The following is a 14,331-nucleotide window of genomic DNA, read 5'->3' as shown; positions in this document are numbered from 1 at the left end:
ACTTTCCCTGAGTAAAAATGAATGGCGCGATGGTACCGAATCCAGCGTGGCAGTGGGAGTCGGCTATGTGTAAAAATTGACGGACTAAAGCGTAAGCAAGGCCCAGACCGTCAAAGTAGCGATGCAGGCCGCATCCAGCGTCAATCCCGTTTTCAGCATGTCCCGCTGCCGGATATGGCCGGTTCCAAAAACGAGGGCGTTGGGGGGCGTGGCCACCGGCAGCGCAAAACCGCAGGATGCCGCCAGCGCCACCAGCACCACCAGGGTTTCCGCAGGCAGGCCCATGCGGCCGGCAACACCGGCAAACACCGGCACCATCAATGCCGCCGCCGCCGTGTTGCTGGCAAACTCGCTAAGCAACACCATGAAGGCGGCGATGGCCATAAACATCAGCCACGGACTGGCACCCTGCAACGCCTGCGCCACTTCATGCCCCAGAATGGCGGAAGCGCCGGACATCTCCTGCACCATGCCCAGCGTCAGCCCGCCGCCGAACAGGATCAATACCCCCCAGTCGGTTTGTTCGGACACCTGTTGCCAGCTGCACAGGCCCAGGGAGACCACCGCGATGGCGGCGGCAATGGCGACAAAGGTGTCCGGGCTTTGAATGCCCAGTCCTTTCAGCAGATCGCCGCCCAGGGTCCAGCCCAAAGCGGTCAGCCCAAAAACCGCCATGGTCAGGCCGCGCGGCAGGGTCCAGGGAATTTGTTCCATGGAGATATCCACGGTGCGGTTCAGTTTTGGCCGCAGCAGCAGCCACAGCACCAGCACCATGGCGGGGGTCAGCACCAGCACCAGCGGAATGCCGATCCAGAGCCATTCCGCGAAGTCGATATCCGCTGCGCGCGCGGCAATGGCATTGGGCGGTGAACCGACCAGCGTGCCCATGCCGCCCAGGCTGGCGGCATAAGCCACACCCAGCAGTACGAAGGTGCGGGTTCGCTGTTCATCCGCACCATGCAGCGGCCCCAGCAGCCCCAGCGCCAAAGGGAGCATCATGGCTGCCGTGGCAGTGTTGCTGATGCCGCAGGAAATGACGGTGGTGGCGGTGAATATCAGGCCGATGGCCACGCCCAGATGCCCGCGCGCCATGGCCAGTAACGCGAAAGCCATCTTGCGGTCCAGTTGCTGGGTGCGCAGGGCCGTGGCCAAGGCAAAGCCGCCGAAGAACAAAAAGACGATGGGGTCGGCAAAGGGGGCAAAGGCCTTGGTGGTGGTGAGGCCGGGAAAGCCCAGCAACAGTGCACCCACGGGCGCCAGCAGTGCGGTGATGGCCAGTGGCAGAGCTTCTGTCAGCCACAGCACGCCAATGAACACCAGCAGCGCCAATCCCTTTTTGGCGGCGTCGTCAAAGGGCAGCAGCAGGTAGAGGGCACCGGACAGTGCGAATGCGGCCGCCAGCATCAGGGCGGTGCGGGCTGCCGTTACGGAGGGTTCGGGCGATGCCGGAGCGGGGTGGGTGGTGTTCAGGGTCATGGCAGTGTTCATCTCCTCCTGGCTGTTATAGCCAGAACCAACTCAGGTTTCCCAATGATTCCGGGGAGAGCTTGGCGTAAACAGGGAACAAGAGCAATGATACCCAAGCATAGAATCGGATTTCTCTCGGAGTGACGTCAGCTTGCAGGAAAAGGAATGTCCAATGGGTGTCGCCCAGCCTCTCGGCACCGCCAAGGAACAATAACCAGACGAGGATTGCTAAATGCAGACCGACTATCAACCAGATCATCTTTCGCACCTCTTTGCTTGCATTTTGCCGTGTCCGGATGTCCGGCGTTGTCCTGGTTGTGGCAAGTGCAACGGCGGCAACGTCCGGGAATCTTCCTGTCTATGAATACTACAGCCGCCTGTTGTGACGGCATAGGCCTTTGCCGGAGTGATTATTCCCGTACAAGAAGCATGGAGGTCCAAATCGGTGGCCTCGGTGCGGCTCTCCGGATTTCGGCAGGTTGTACCTGCATTCGGCCTTAAAGTTCGCTGTGGGGCATGACTGGAGGCAGCCCGGCGGCGCAGCGCGGGCAAAGGCAAGCCTGGTTGACCAGTTCGGGGGGTATTTTCGCCAGCGCTTCCGGGCTGATGGCGGCCTTGGTGCACCAGCATTCAGGGTCAAAGCGGCCGGTGTTGGCGGGTGTGCACTGGTTGGAGCCGCCGCACAGCGGGCAGGTGGTGTTGGGAAGGGGTTGCATAATTCAGCGGCGCCGGCTTTTTATCGTGGCAGCCAGTGCCGCATCGGGCGGTGCGCCATCCAGGCTTTTGCCATTCACTGTCAGGCCGCTAATGGAAGCAATGACCGCGGTTTGCGCAGCACTAAGTCCGACGACTCTGTGCACCACGTCGGCCCAGTTACGGAAATGGTCTTTTTCCCTTTCGGCAATAATCTGTTTTGCAATATTTGCGTGTACGACGCTTTGCAAGTCCGCTTCCGAGGCTGTGTTGATTTCAACAAGGGGCATATCGGTTTGGTTATCAGGGGTTTGGGTATCCGATGTTGCTTTCGTTTTTGCAGAGACGGCCGGCTTATAGCTTTTCAGGGTGATCTCGGAGCCGGAGCTGGTGCCCGGGCATTCTTGCTCCTGGAAGCTGACTCGCCCGGAGCCATCAACGCATTTATAAAGGCCCGCGTGACTGCACAGGGGCACAATGACCAGTGTTATAGCAATAAATGACTTGGCAAGACCGGATTTTTCTTCCATCTGTGGCTCCCTGATTACGTGGTTGTTTAGGATAGGATACAGGTTGCGCTACAACTGCTGCTAACCCACCCACAGCCATATAGCCGAAGAGTAACAGAGCAGCACTCATTGGCAATACTGACCCTGGCTCTTGTTGCCAGCGTCGAGAGATCGTCTTGCACGGCTTCTAGCGCAGTTGATTTGACATTATAAGGCGCAGTTTTTTTCCGCATGATGCTGCCTCAGGGTCTCAAACATTGCTGACCCTCTCGCCTTAGGCATGCCAGGCCGAACCTCACGCAATGCCGCCGTAAGGCTCTTGGCGGTGAAAATGGCTTGATTTCAGCTGTGAACGGTTACTGCTCCGCATAATCCCGAATCAAGCGCCGCCAGGTTCGCCGGTAAATTCAATCAGCAGATCCTCATCGGTCACGATGGTTTGGCAAGCCAAACGATAGGTCGGCGGCAGATCCCGCACGGCAGCTCTTTCCTCTTCCCGGGCGGGTAACTTGCCCAGGGATTTTAAAACATTTTTCTCCTTGTCCGTTAACATCATGGCCTTGATGCGCATGCCGTCAAGATGAATAACCTTGATCAGGCAAGCCCCGCATTCGCCATTTTCACAGTCACAAGGAATCTTGATCCCGTTGGCCTTGGCAAGCCCCAATACGGTGTCACGCTTGCCGGCAACAGCGATGACCTTCTTGTTTTTTACCATGGTCGGGGATGAAAAGTAGACATTGGCCATTGCAAAACCCTCACTACAGTTGAATGTTCACAGACCAATGCAATAAGTGATCCAAATCATAAATTGTTGATTTTAATAGAATTATATATCTGGTAAGGAAAGGGTTGTCGGATATGGCACAAGAAATTGTCGTACAAATTGCTGGAATTGCCGACACGTTGTCTTTGCGGGCGAAAGCCGGTTGAATCACGGTCACTCAGGACGAAGCATCGATTGCTGACGCCGCGCCTTCACGTAAGTGCAAGATGTTTCCCTCCGGGTCACAAACATTGCGAACCCTCATACCCGGGCCAGGCCAAACAGGTCCGAGGACCTTGCCGCCGTACTGCTCCACTGCCGTCTCTGCGTCTTTGAGGCTTTGCACGGTAAAGAACGGCTTAATGGCTTGTTCCTCCCGCGGAACGGGAGGAACTTTGATCTCAATAGCATCTCTATAGGGTTCCGGGACGGCGTGAATGATGAGTTGAATATCGGGAGACTGCAGAACCCGGTGCTCTTTGTCTGAATGTAATACCTTGGCGCCCAATACAGCTTCGTAAAATGCTGAAAGGCCATCCATATTCTTGGCGTAGAAGAGAACGCCGGTTCTTGCTGGTCCAGTCATTTATCCTCCGGGAATTGCGCCAACCGGTGCCGGCTGGGCGGCGTGACGAGGAAGTGTTCGGTCTACGCGGTTTTTCGCGCTGGTTCGCGCGACTGCCAGCTTATGCGAAGCGAACATGCTATTTGTCCCGCAAATCTTTTTTTGCCGACTTGAGGTATCGACCAAAGTCCCGATCCTTTTTCCGTTTCTCCGCATAGGACATGTCATTGAATGCCGTTTCTTCTTTAAGCTTGTGAAAACTATCCAGTGATTCCTGACTGATGTCGCCAGCGAGTACGGCCGCGAGTACGGCACAGCCTGGCTCGCCAGTATGGCTACAGTCTTGATAGCGGCAGCGGGACGCGAGAGCAATGATGTTGGCGTAGTTGTTCGCTATGCCGTTTTCCGCGCCGAGGATGCCGAATTCGCGCATTCCCGGGTTGTCGATGACCAACGCGCCACCGTCGAGACGTATCAGCTCACGACGAACGGTCGTGTGCCGACCTTCTCCTGTTCCGCTGACCGACCTGGTTTCCATCCTGTCACGGCCGACCAACTGGTTGATCAGGGTGCTTTTCCCTACTCCTGACGATCCGACGAAACAATAGGTCTTCCCAGGCAGCAGCAGCCGGGTAACATCCTCCAGGCCGTCTCGTGTCATGTTACTCAAAGGCACTATCGGAGCGGTGATCCCGATAGACCGGATTTCCGCTAACTGAGTGGCCAGCACTTCAGAATTCACCAGGTCAGTCTTGGTCAGCAGAATGATCGCCTCGGCGCCACCTTCCATCACCATGACCAGATAGCGTTCCAAACGCTTTGGATTGAAGTCGAAGTGACAAGACTGCACGATGAGCACGTAATCCACGTTCGCTGCAATCATCTGGTAGTCCATGACGTTGCCAGCGGCCTTCCTGCGCAAAGAAGTCCTGCGCTCCAGTAGCGCGTGGATTACACCAAAGTCGTCGCCAGGCTGTCTTTCCACGCAAACCCAGTCGCCTACGCACGGCAGCTCCTGGTTCAGGTGGTGATGGTGCAAATAACGGCCGGCCAACTTTGCCCGAAAGTGGCCGTCCTGACCGACAAGCAGCCATTGGTCGCGGTCGACCGCCGCTACGCGGGCGACGGTATCTGGCGGTTTGCAGTCTGCCCTCTGCGCAAACCAGTCGCTCCAGCCCAGTTCATTCAATTCACAATACTGATTCATCATCTATTGTTGATCATCTAATGGTCGCGATACTGCGACACCTAACGAGGCTGTGGAAATAGCCCCTTGTTCCTTGTTGATCTTCAGTTTCCCGGCTCAAAATTTATGCGCCACCATTCTCTGATGATGCCTTGCCTCATGGTCCGCTACAAGCCTGTTGATACCTGCAGGTTCAAGCTTTGGAGGGTGGGGTATGGGTGCATAAGCGGCCAGTCTGGTGATCGGCGGTCGGGCTTGATCCGGCCAGGGCCTTCATCGTGGAGAAGGGTTGACGGGGAGGTTCCTTATAGAATTGTTAGCTCGCCACGTACGATATATGAAGATGCATTTGTACTTACTGCTGCAACTTCAGCCCCTGAAGCTTCGTTGCCGCCGCACCTAATTGCCCAATCTGATAGACGGCTGCGCCTGTTGGGTAAAATGTGAATTTCTGGAATGGTCTGGCCAGCAATTCATCAAGATCTTCCTTGAGCGCGACACCTGTGCTGACGTGGGGACTGAAGTGTTCTCCCGTTTGATTTGACACAAATGTCGCAACGTAGCGGATAAGTACGGGGTCAATTACCGGATCTTCTTTTGTAGTGATAAATGAAGAAGAGTCTCCGATATCTACGGTGTACGGGGCGACAGAAGCGACTATATCGGCCTGCAACTTCAGCAACTCCGTAGTAGGTCTTGCTACGATACCTGCAAGGCCGATTGGTCCGCTAGGCACATAGTAATAGTATTTATATGCCTCCAATTGAATTGCCTTCACGTGGGTTCTGCCGAGCGCTTTTTTGACGCCTGCGTAAACCTTTTTCAGGTCCTTCGATCGTACGAAGCACTGAACCAGAGTCATGTGCGGGGTATGCGCGGCATCAAGCGAAAACCCCTCTGGATAGGCCTTTCGTAATAGTGCGTTGTTCTCTGTAACGTGCCGGATCATGTTCTCATCGGGCTCCAGGAGAATATTAATTGCCATGACCTGATCTGGCCGAGTCCTGTTTTCGATCGCAACGCAGCTTGTACTAAAGAGAGTTGTTGTAATTATCCCGACGATAATTCGAAGCGCTACGGTATCCATGAATTTCAATTTCCGCCTTGGTTTTCGAAAGTGATATGGCGGGCAAACTACCCGTCTATGTCTATGGTTTTCCCCCGCTTCGCAAGCCAACAATCATCTTTTCACGGTTGAGACTGCAACCCGCGCCATCCTCACGTCGCCACCCCAATCCTTCCCGGCTGGAGCGCTGCATCGTGAACCAGCATCGCCCAGATGATGCGCAAAAAAATGCCCCTTAAGTGGCTGGGGCGTTATCCCACTTGAGCAAGTTAGAAGCGGCCATACGCGGATTCCATAGCTGCTCGATCATAGTCTAGTAAATAGTGATTAAATTTTATGAATAGATCTTTGGCATATTCTTTATTGGGTGCTATCAGATCCATACCTCTATCGTCGTACGGATGTAGAAGGATCTCTGTAGTAAGGCAGTAAATATACAAGCTTCCTACTACTCTGGGTCGTATGTCCAAATCTTGAGCCAAAGCTCCCCATATTACGTTTTTTAGATACTTTTTGGGCACAGTAAAAAGAATAAAATGACGGAAAAGGTCTTCTTCGTCCTTTTCTGCCCAAATTTCCCGATCTTCAGGAATTTTTATACCTAAATCAAAGAACTCTTTAAAAGCAGATAGCGAAGAAAGGTGGTTTCCACCTCCATAGAAAGTCCAGCATATCTGTATTTCACTGCTATTCTTCAACGCCTCTTGTGCGATCTCCATTGCTTTTGGGTATGCCACAGTGAACATTCCGATGGGGTCACCTGATTCGGATAATTCGAATCGTAGCCCATAGTCATAGTTGTAAAATATCCCATGATCGAAAGCTGTCTTTCCAAATATTTTTTCTATTGAATCCTTAAGCTTCATATCATCGATTTCTAATATTTGAGCTGAGGCTGCGGCCCGTCAGGGCCGGCAGCCTCCAGCGAGTAAAAAGGAGCCTCCCCGCCCGCGACCAGCTCGACTGGCGCTTCGGCATCAGGGTGCCAAGATGATAGAGCCATCAATCATCTCCAAGACGAAGAGGTTCCCCCATGAATACTACAACCGCCTCCACGATTGGCATAGACCTCGCCAAGAACGTTTTTTTCCTCTGCGTCCTGACGCCCAAGGCCGGGTTCAGGCCCGCCTGCAACTGCGACACCCCAAGCTCGCCGAATGGCTGGCCCAGCAGGCACCCGGCACGGTTGTCGCCATGGAGACCTGCACCCGCCGGACTCAAGGTGCTGATCGCCGAACAGCAGGCTCATTGCTGCTATCTGGAAGAGCGGCTGGCGGATTGTGAAGAACGCATTGGCGATAGCCTGACAGAGCTCCTGTGGAATGCGTGATGTGCAAACGGGTTGGACCGACCGGAAGAGAGCCTGACTAGCCTGGCGGCTGCTGTAAACCTGTCCTGTTGATCACAGGCGGGTGGCATACCCGGGGAACGAGAGAGGCCTTCCGGTGCGGTTTTTACAAGGGGCCGGGCGCTGATGCCCAACACGGTTATAGATTGGCAGTCCAATATCCGTGGATATGGCGCGTTTGCTGCGGGAAGGTTCAGGCTTTGGAGGGTGGGGCTATGGGTGTTTGAATGGCCGGTCTGGCGATCGGCGGCCTGTTGAGTCCGGCCCGGGCTTCACCGTGACAAAGGGTTGACGGGGAGGTTCCTTATAGAATGGTTAGCAGGCAGCGCACGGTTTCTGCGCGCTGCGACCAAGACTACCCAGGCTTTCTCAAGAGACGGGAAGCAACCGATGTAACCCAAGCCAGCATAAGCAGGGCAGCGGCCGGAAACACTGCGTTGAACACCGGCACACCGTAAAAGACAGCTACTCGACCGCAGCACGAGGTGTCGCGCTCGAGCGCCACATACACACTGGCAGGCCAGCCATAGCCGGTACCTGACACGTTTGCCCACTCCGGGGTAAAAGGCGACGCGCTGACTGCTTGTTCGTCGGATACCCGGTACTCGCGCGGAATGAATTGCGCGAAGAGTGCAGCCGCGATGATTGCGGTGCCCGCCAACAGGTATGTCCACTTGAGCCCGCCCTGTCGGATCACACGCTGCACTATCAGGTAGTAGCGAATGCAAGGAATTACGTAGATAGCGAAAGAGGCACCAATAATGATTGATGCAAGAGACTCATCGCTTGAGAACGAAAACATACCAACGTGCAGCGGAAACAGAATAGCGAGGAGAATCAGCTTGAGAATGAGCATCATACTTTCTATGCCTGCTAACTACCCGTCTATGGTTTCCCCCCGCTTCACAAGCCAACGAACATCTTTTCACGGTTGAGACTGCAACTGTCTATACGGCTTGTCGTGTACACACGCAGCCCCTTTGTCATTCGCGCCCGAAGTCCTCAGTGCATAACCGGCTTGTCATAGCCAAGGTAGTTATCAGGTTCTCTTCAGGCCCGGTCTGACCGTGATTGATTTCCGTCCGTCTCGCAAAGGTGGGTATTACCCGTTTGATGACCGCGCAGACCTCACGCCGCCACACCAATTCTTTCCGGCTGAAACGCTGCATCGTGAACCAGCATCGCCCAGATGATGCGCGCCTGTTTCGCCGCCACGGCAATCACTGCCTTGTTCACGCCTGCGCGTGCCACCAGCGCCTTGATCCAACCCGAGAGTCTATCTTCCCGTTTTCCCGCCTGATAGACAATCCCCCGTGCGCCCTGCACCAGCAGGGTTCGCAAATACACATCGCCCTGTTTGGTAATGCCGCCCAGCCGGGACTTGCCACCGCTGGAATACTGTTTGGGCACCAGCCCCAGCCAAGCTGCAAACTGGCGGCTGTTCTTGAACAAATGAGCGTCCACCACACTGGCAACAAAGGCCGTGGCCGTAATCACGCCCACCCCCTTGATCTGCTCCAGCCGCTCCGCTTCGGCATGTTGCGACATCCAGACCTTCAACTGCTGGTCAATGGCATGGATGCGCTGATCCATACGGGCCAGGTCGGCCAGATGTTCCTGCATCATGGCGTGCAAGATGGGCGGGATGCCGATGCTTTCGTCCGCCAGCAACGCGGGCAATTCCTTTCGCAGCTTCTCCGCGCCTTGGAGCAGCACCACGCCGAACTCGGCCAGCAAGCCTCGGCAATGGTTGATCAGGGCGGTGCGTGAATGGCTCAAATGCTGACGGCTGCGATGCAGGCCGCACACGGCTTGCTGTTCAACGCTTTTGACGGCGACGAAACGCATGTTGGGCCTGCCGACGGCTTCACAAATGGCTTCGGCGTCGTTGGCGTCATTTTTGCCGCTTTTACGATGGGGAATGATGAATTTGGGGTTCATCAGTTTGACAGTGTGGCCTTGTCGGGTGAGCTCTCTGGCCCAGTATTGGGAGGAGGCGCAGGATTCGATACCGATCAGGCAGGGATCCAGGTTGGCAAAGAATGGCAAGACTTTGGCGCGGCTCAGGGTTTGGCGTTTCACGGTTTTGCCGTGTTCGTTGACCGCATGGAGTGCAAAGACATTTTTGGCAATGTCGAGGCCGATTCGCGTGATCTTGTTCATGGTTTACTCCTGACCCAGTATGGGTTGGTATTATCCGGTCGCCTCATACAGCGTAGTTCATGTTACTGAGAGGAGGGGGGAAACCATGACAGTACTTAACGCGCAAGTACCCACAACAAAATTAAAAATTGAGATTACCTCAGAACCATAAAAATTAACACAATAATCGGCTGGGTACTTGTCGCAGTTGAAGCCGAAGTTAGATATGTTTACGGAGCTTACACGCTTTTTAAACCCCATTTTTCAAAATTAAACTTCCTAAATAATAGCCGATATCGTCAAAAAAATATAAAACCGCATTACTTATTTATAGCCAATAACCGTTTAACGTACTGGAGATGGACAATATCAATATAATGAAAGTTCCCAATCTTCATACGGAGGAAAAACTTCATAAGTTGGCTCACAGTATGAACGTAAATAATCCGTTGCTCTTTTTTGTGCATAAGTAAAATTTAGCACTTCTCCATTTTCATCAAGCTCAATAACATTTGCAAATATAGCAAAGACCATTTCAATTGCACTAGGCTCTTCGCCGTATAGTGCCAAATAATCTATACCTTCAAGCATACAGTGAGTACCACTTGCCATAAAATATGCAAATGTTCTCAACGCCCCACTAAAACTATTACTTAGCTTCATTTAAATATCTAACGTTGGACATAAGCGGCGCCGGTACGGCGTCCGCTTGATGGACTTGTTATACGATTCACTCCAAAAACACTATGTTTAGATAATTTGGAGCTACTCCATTTTGTTCACACCAAAGATCGAATCTGTCTCTTTCTGACGAAGCATAGCCGGTATCATCATCTAGCGTTGCGATGTGTGTTACGTTATGAATGGGGCGAATGTATTCCCCATCCTTCATAAACAACCTAGTAAGAATCAAATTTTGACTTACTTCATCCATAGTGGCTTGATGTTCAGTTATAAGATATTCATTCATCCCTTTATCTAAGGGCAAATACCCTCCACGCATTGCCATAATGTTTATCGCAGACATTTCTGCCTTGCCAATAATCGCTGGTTCCCATACATGATTGTCATCGCGCTTTAGGCGCTCTTCTTTAAACTCAATCGGGTTGTACATCCAGCCAGCCTTATCTTCTACTCGCACTGCCTTTGCCACTAAAAGAGGCTCAATGTTGTCCATATGAAGACCGTCATCCCATGGCATTTTTATATCAAATTGGCATGATATTTTTGACCAGATTAACTCTAGTATCAGTTTTGCGGAGTTGTGGCGGGTAGAAAAAACAGCTATCCATTCGTTATTATCTTTTATTGCTAAGAATGGAATGCCATTCCCCTTTACAAGGCAATGTTGGTTTGAAGTCACCAAAGATGGAATGCTTGGAATTCCAAATCCGACACCAGTTTCATTTTTCTTTTCTTTCAAAATATCTATAAAAGCTTTCCGCAATCCACTTTCAGTTTTGTATCCATCGTAACCATGAATAATAGAGGCTGGCGCTAAAGACTCTTGCACAAGACAGTAAAATAGAATGCCATCACTCTCAGATAACTCATGGATTCCTGAATAATACTCAGGGGCAACCTTTCCTGTTATTTGAGAGAAGTGCCTTCTCGCTGCAGTAATATCCGGCTCATAACCTTCGTTGATTAGTTTGTACTCGAAATGCTCAGCAAACCTCCTTCGTATGCTAGCAAGATGATCCATCGCATCAATATAATCAGCTTTTTTTAGTGTTTTCTTTACCTCAAAAATGCAGAGAATATGCTCTACATCATAAATATATTGCTCTGTAAGTCCGTATCTCTCACCTTGCCCATGAACAAGCATGCAGTCAATTTGCTCGGGTAGCATTTCGCCACCTATGGATACAAAGCCAGAAACCACGCTCAAATCTAAATGCTTAGGTATGGCAAAGTTTTGATCTATGCCTTGCTTTGTTACTTCCTCATATGCGCTACCCAACGTCGGCATATGTGGCATTTTAATGCCGGCTAATTTTTTGGTCTCTTCTTTGATAAAGAGTTCAAGTAATTCAGACGCTTTACTTATCAATGATGGACTCTCGGTTTGTTTAGTTCGTATAACTTCACTTCGACGACACCTGTCGCCATAAATCAAATTCGCCTAAAAAGGGTTGCCTTCCAGCGAACTTCCTTTAAGATTAGCAGCTTACACGCCAATCTTCCGGTAGTTTCCGGCTCTAGGCGACCGAAATCCAATGGACGGAACCTCATGAAAACTAGCACCACAGACACGCCTCGTCAACCCCGCCTGCTGGAACAGCTGCACAACGCAATCCGCCTCCGCAACTTCAGCAAACGCACCGAAGAAGCCTATCGACACTGGATTATCAAATACATCCGGCACAACAACATGCAGCACCCCGCCAAAATGGGAGCCACAGAAGTCACTGCTTTCCTCTCATGGCTGGCCACCGACCAACAAGTATTCGCCTCCACTCAAAACCAGGCCAAAGCCGCACTGCTTTTCCTGTACCGCCATGTGCTCAACGTAGATTTGCCCTGGCTGGACAGCATCGTCAACGCCAAATTCCGCTACGAAACCATGATCTACACCCACGTACTCAACAAAGGCCCGCTGGGTGTCGCCAGCCCCCTCGACCGAATCTGAACCCGCAAGGAGCACCCCCATGCCCACCCTCAAACTCACCCCAACCCTGCGCAACCACTACCTGCACCTGTTCCAGACCTGCCGCATCACCCCCAAATCCCTGCCCGCCGTCACCGCCCTGGCCGAAAAAATCGCCGCCAACCGCCAACGCTACCAAAGCATCGGCCAGCCGCTGGGCATCCCCTGGTTCTTCATCGGCCTGGTGCACTACCGCGAATGCAGCCTCGTCTTCAGCAAACACCTGCACAACGGCGACCCGCTCACCGCCCGCACCGTGCAAGTGCCCGCCGGACGCCCCCTCAAAGGCAAACCCCCGTTCAGCTTCGAGGACAGCGCCCGCGACGCACTCACCCTGCAAAAGCTCCACCAATGCAAGGACTGGAGCCTGCCCGGCATGCTCTACCAACTGGAAAGCTACAACGGCTTCGGCTACCGCCTGTACCACCCCGACGTCCTCACCCCGTACCTGTGGGGCCAAACCAATCACTACACCGCTGGCGGCTACCCGCGCGACGGCGTCTGGTCCGCCACCTACATCAACAAGCAACTGGGCGTGGCCGCCATCTTGCGGCGGCTGGCGGAAAGGGGAGAGGTGGCTTTCGGGCCGAATGGGGAGCTGGTGGCAGGGGAGGCGCAACCGGTCTCGGTGTGGGCGCGTTTCGATAGCGTCCGCTACAACCCCGCGCAGTTCAACCCGCTGGCCAAGGAATTGCAGCAGCAATTGAACCGCATTGCCGGTATCCAGTTGCTGGAAGACGGCAAGGCCGGGGAGAAGACCTCAACGGCGTTTTACCGTGTCACAGGCCGGTATTTGCAGGGGGATGAGAGGGCTTGAAGCTCCCTCTCCCCTTGTGGGAGAGGGTCGGGGAGAGGGGTGCTGCCGTGGCTTCAGAGATGCCGGGGTGTTCGGGCGCCTTTCCGCACCCCTCTCCCCAGCCCTCTCCCACAGGGGGAGAGGGAGTCGGTCTCACTTCACCTGCGCAAAGAATCCTTCCAGCGCGGCCCGCATCTCCTCGTTCAAATAGCAGGTCAAATACTTGCCTTGACGCTCCACCCGAATCAGTCGGGCGTTGACCAGTTCCTTGACATGGTGCGACACCGTCGGGGCGCCCACGTTCAGCTTGGTCATCAGCTCGGTCAGCCCGCAACGGCATTCCTTCTCCGGCTCCGAAGCCACCACGGTTTCCCGTTGCTGCAACAGTTCCAGATACATCTGCAGGCGGTTGGGGTTGGACAACGCCTTGAACGCCTGGGAAAGATCGTGAATGGAAGTCATGGCGAAGGCCGCAAGTTAATTCGATGATTGTAAAAGTATCATATTTAAAGCGGATTGGCGACCCGCTTAATCAATCACCGCCACCGGTTCCGGGTGCTGCACGGCTTTCAGGAAGGCGGTCGTGTCGGCCGGGGTCACCACCACAATCCGGTCGGGCAGGTACAGCGTCACGGCCAGCGCCGGGTCGGTGGCATACATGCGGAAACTGCCCAACGTGGCGTTGCTGAAATGACCGGTAAAGGCAAACAACCCGCCGTTGCCCAGGGTGCGGCGCGCGTCCAGCAGTGCGGCCGGGCGATGTTCGGCTTTCTCCAGGCCTTGCAGCGGAATGGCTGTTTCCTGAAACAGCCGCTTGATGTACAGCGTCTGGCCCTCCAGCCGGAAACCGCGCACCATGTACACCGCGCACAACACCCAAACCGCAAAGGGCGCACCCGCCACCAGCCGGGTGGACTCCTGGCCGCCCAGCACCAGCGTCAGGCCCAGTAGCAAGACGGTGCCAAAGCCGGTCATCACATACAACAGGCCAGGCCAGGGGGCGGTGGGGAAAAACATGGCGGTGTCCTTGCAAAATCGGGGAAGGCGAACCTTAGCACAAGCGGCGGGAGGATGGCGAAGCGGGAAACACGTGCACCCCGAAAACAAGAACCCCCGCCGGTAAGCGGGGGTATTCTCGATCTG

General features: G+C 53.8%; 17 protein-coding genes. 3 read left to right on the top strand and 14 right to left on the bottom strand.

What is annotated here, in order from left to right; genetic code table 11:
- Window positions 1-84: 84 nt before the first annotated feature.
- The 8 genes from Q7T36_RS14355 to Q7T36_RS14320 all read right to left on the bottom strand — a co-directional run bounded on the left by Q7T36_RS14355 (window position 85) and on the right by Q7T36_RS14320 (window position 7,118).
- Complete coding sequence (locus Q7T36_RS14355) at window positions 85-1,470, bottom strand: DASS family sodium-coupled anion symporter (RefSeq protein WP_370690137.1); 1,386 nt, start codon at window positions 1,468-1,470, stop codon at window positions 85-87.
- 494 nt (window positions 1,471-1,964) lie between these two features.
- The gene (locus Q7T36_RS14350) at window positions 1,965-2,183 is read right to left on the bottom strand and encodes a cysteine-rich CWC family protein (RefSeq protein ID WP_304850001.1); all 219 of its coding nucleotides are present in this window, start codon (window positions 2,181-2,183) and stop codon (window positions 1,965-1,967) included.
- A gap of 3 nt (window positions 2,184-2,186) precedes the next feature.
- A complete protein-coding gene (locus tag Q7T36_RS14345; RefSeq protein ID WP_304849998.1) occupies window positions 2,187-2,690 on the bottom strand; it encodes a DUF4124 domain-containing protein in 504 nt (167 codons plus the stop codon).
- 358 nt (window positions 2,691-3,048) lie between these two features.
- The gene (locus Q7T36_RS14340; RefSeq protein WP_304849996.1) at window positions 3,049-3,417 is read right to left on the bottom strand and encodes a 2Fe-2S iron-sulfur cluster binding domain-containing protein; all 369 of its coding nucleotides are present in this window, start codon (window positions 3,415-3,417) and stop codon (window positions 3,049-3,051) included.
- A gap of 196 nt (window positions 3,418-3,613) precedes the next feature.
- Window positions 3,614-4,021, bottom strand: coding sequence for a VOC family protein (locus Q7T36_RS14335; RefSeq protein WP_304849994.1), 408 nt, complete (start codon window positions 4,019-4,021; stop codon window positions 3,614-3,616).
- 118 nt (window positions 4,022-4,139) lie between these two features.
- Entirely contained in the window at window positions 4,140-5,210 is a 1,071-nt protein-coding gene (rsgA, locus tag Q7T36_RS14330) for a ribosome small subunit-dependent GTPase A (protein WP_304849991.1), read from the bottom strand.
- A 331-nt stretch (window positions 5,211-5,541) separates the two neighbouring features.
- Window positions 5,542-6,273: a hypothetical protein gene (locus Q7T36_RS14325; protein WP_304849988.1), complete on the bottom strand. Its 732-nt coding sequence runs from the start codon at window positions 6,271-6,273 to the stop codon at window positions 5,542-5,544.
- Window positions 6,274-6,521: 248 nt separating this feature from the next.
- Window positions 6,522-7,118 (bottom strand): DUF3885 domain-containing protein, encoded by a 597-nt coding sequence (locus Q7T36_RS14320; RefSeq protein WP_304849985.1) that lies wholly within the window; start codon window positions 7,116-7,118, stop codon window positions 6,522-6,524.
- A 167-nt stretch (window positions 7,119-7,285) separates the two neighbouring features.
- Here Q7T36_RS14320 and Q7T36_RS14315 point away from each other — a divergent pair, with 167 nt between their 5' ends.
- Window positions 7,286-7,582: a hypothetical protein gene (locus Q7T36_RS14315; RefSeq protein ID WP_304849982.1), complete on the top strand. Its 297-nt coding sequence runs from the start codon at window positions 7,286-7,288 to the stop codon at window positions 7,580-7,582.
- A 373-nt stretch (window positions 7,583-7,955) separates the two neighbouring features.
- On the opposite strand, the gene Q7T36_RS14310 is transcribed toward Q7T36_RS14315, so the two are convergent.
- The 4 genes from Q7T36_RS14310 to Q7T36_RS14295 all read right to left on the bottom strand — a co-directional run bounded on the left by Q7T36_RS14310 (window position 7,956) and on the right by Q7T36_RS14295 (window position 11,795).
- Window positions 7,956-8,459, bottom strand: coding sequence for a hypothetical protein (locus Q7T36_RS14310; RefSeq protein WP_304849979.1), 504 nt, complete (start codon window positions 8,457-8,459; stop codon window positions 7,956-7,958).
- Between the two features lie 269 nt (window positions 8,460-8,728).
- Window positions 8,729-9,763, bottom strand: a complete 1,035-nt coding sequence (locus tag Q7T36_RS14305) for an IS110 family transposase (RefSeq protein WP_304849976.1) — start codon at window positions 9,761-9,763, stop codon at window positions 8,729-8,731.
- Window positions 9,764-10,111: 348 nt separating this feature from the next.
- Complete coding sequence (locus Q7T36_RS14300; protein WP_304849973.1) at window positions 10,112-10,405, bottom strand: hypothetical protein; 294 nt, start codon at window positions 10,403-10,405, stop codon at window positions 10,112-10,114.
- A 67-nt stretch (window positions 10,406-10,472) separates the two neighbouring features.
- Entirely contained in the window at window positions 10,473-11,795 is a 1,323-nt protein-coding gene (locus Q7T36_RS14295; RefSeq protein WP_304849970.1) for a DUF6602 domain-containing protein, read from the bottom strand.
- A gap of 180 nt (window positions 11,796-11,975) precedes the next feature.
- On the opposite strand from Q7T36_RS14295, the gene Q7T36_RS14290 reads away from it, so the two are divergent.
- Together Q7T36_RS14290 and Q7T36_RS14285 are read left to right on the top strand one after the other, a co-directional pair.
- Entirely contained in the window at window positions 11,976-12,374 is a 399-nt protein-coding gene (locus tag Q7T36_RS14290) for a phage integrase N-terminal SAM-like domain-containing protein (protein ID WP_304849967.1), read from the top strand.
- A 19-nt stretch (window positions 12,375-12,393) separates the two neighbouring features.
- Window positions 12,394-13,209, top strand: coding sequence for a hypothetical protein (locus Q7T36_RS14285; RefSeq protein ID WP_304849964.1), 816 nt, complete (start codon window positions 12,394-12,396; stop codon window positions 13,207-13,209).
- A gap of 132 nt (window positions 13,210-13,341) precedes the next feature.
- Here the strand turns inward: Q7T36_RS14285 and Q7T36_RS14280 are convergent, their stop codons facing one another.
- Both Q7T36_RS14280 and Q7T36_RS14275 read right to left on the bottom strand, forming a co-directional pair.
- Window positions 13,342-13,650, bottom strand: a complete 309-nt coding sequence (locus Q7T36_RS14280) for a helix-turn-helix transcriptional regulator (RefSeq protein WP_304849961.1) — start codon at window positions 13,648-13,650, stop codon at window positions 13,342-13,344.
- A gap of 66 nt (window positions 13,651-13,716) precedes the next feature.
- Window positions 13,717-14,205 carry a PH domain-containing protein gene (locus Q7T36_RS14275; RefSeq protein ID WP_304849958.1) on the bottom strand — a complete coding sequence of 163 codons (489 nt, stop codon included), beginning with the start codon at window positions 14,203-14,205 and terminating at the stop codon, window positions 13,717-13,719.
- Between the last annotated feature and the right edge of the window lie 126 nt (window positions 14,206-14,331).

The organism is Fluviicoccus sp. (assembly GCF_030646115.1).
GTDB lineage: Bacteria > Pseudomonadota > Gammaproteobacteria > Pseudomonadales > Moraxellaceae > Fluviicoccus.
Note: the sequence above shows the minus strand (reverse complement) of the source record. Positions and strands in the feature narration are given on the sequence as shown.

Excerpts from the sequence above, each read along its gene's own strand:
- Q7T36_RS14305 (WP_304849976.1), bottom strand. The coding sequence starts at position 9,763 with ATGAACAAGATCACGCGAATCGGCCTCGACATTGCCAAAAATGTCTTT.
- Q7T36_RS14340 (WP_304849996.1), bottom strand. The coding sequence starts at position 3,417 with ATGGCCAATGTCTACTTTTCATCCCCGACCATGGTAAAAAACAAGAAG.
- Q7T36_RS14280 (WP_304849961.1), bottom strand. The coding sequence starts at position 13,650 with ATGACTTCCATTCACGATCTTTCCCAGGCGTTCAAGGCGTTGTCCAAC.
- Q7T36_RS14315 (WP_304849982.1), top strand. The coding sequence starts at position 7,286 with ATGAATACTACAACCGCCTCCACGATTGGCATAGACCTCGCCAAGAAC.
- Q7T36_RS14310 (WP_304849979.1), bottom strand. The coding sequence starts at position 8,459 with ATGATGCTCATTCTCAAGCTGATTCTCCTCGCTATTCTGTTTCCGCTG.
- Q7T36_RS14335 (WP_304849994.1), bottom strand. The coding sequence starts at position 4,021 with ATGACTGGACCAGCAAGAACCGGCGTTCTCTTCTACGCCAAGAATATG.
- Q7T36_RS14285 (WP_304849964.1), top strand. The coding sequence starts at position 12,394 with ATGCCCACCCTCAAACTCACCCCAACCCTGCGCAACCACTACCTGCAC.
- rsgA (WP_304849991.1), bottom strand. The coding sequence starts at position 5,210 with ATGATGAATCAGTATTGTGAATTGAATGAACTGGGCTGGAGCGACTGG.
- Q7T36_RS14320 (WP_304849985.1), bottom strand. The coding sequence starts at position 7,118 with ATGAAGCTTAAGGATTCAATAGAAAAAATATTTGGAAAGACAGCTTTC.
- Q7T36_RS14345 (WP_304849998.1), bottom strand. The coding sequence starts at position 2,690 with ATGGAAGAAAAATCCGGTCTTGCCAAGTCATTTATTGCTATAACACTG.
- Q7T36_RS14290 (WP_304849967.1), top strand. The coding sequence starts at position 11,976 with ATGAAAACTAGCACCACAGACACGCCTCGTCAACCCCGCCTGCTGGAA.
- Q7T36_RS14325 (WP_304849988.1), bottom strand. The coding sequence starts at position 6,273 with ATGGATACCGTAGCGCTTCGAATTATCGTCGGGATAATTACAACAACT.
- Q7T36_RS14300 (WP_304849973.1), bottom strand. The coding sequence starts at position 10,405 with ATGAAGCTAAGTAATAGTTTTAGTGGGGCGTTGAGAACATTTGCATAT.
- Q7T36_RS14350 (WP_304850001.1), bottom strand. The coding sequence starts at position 2,183 with ATGCAACCCCTTCCCAACACCACCTGCCCGCTGTGCGGCGGCTCCAAC.
- Q7T36_RS14275 (WP_304849958.1), bottom strand. The coding sequence starts at position 14,205 with ATGTTTTTCCCCACCGCCCCCTGGCCTGGCCTGTTGTATGTGATGACC.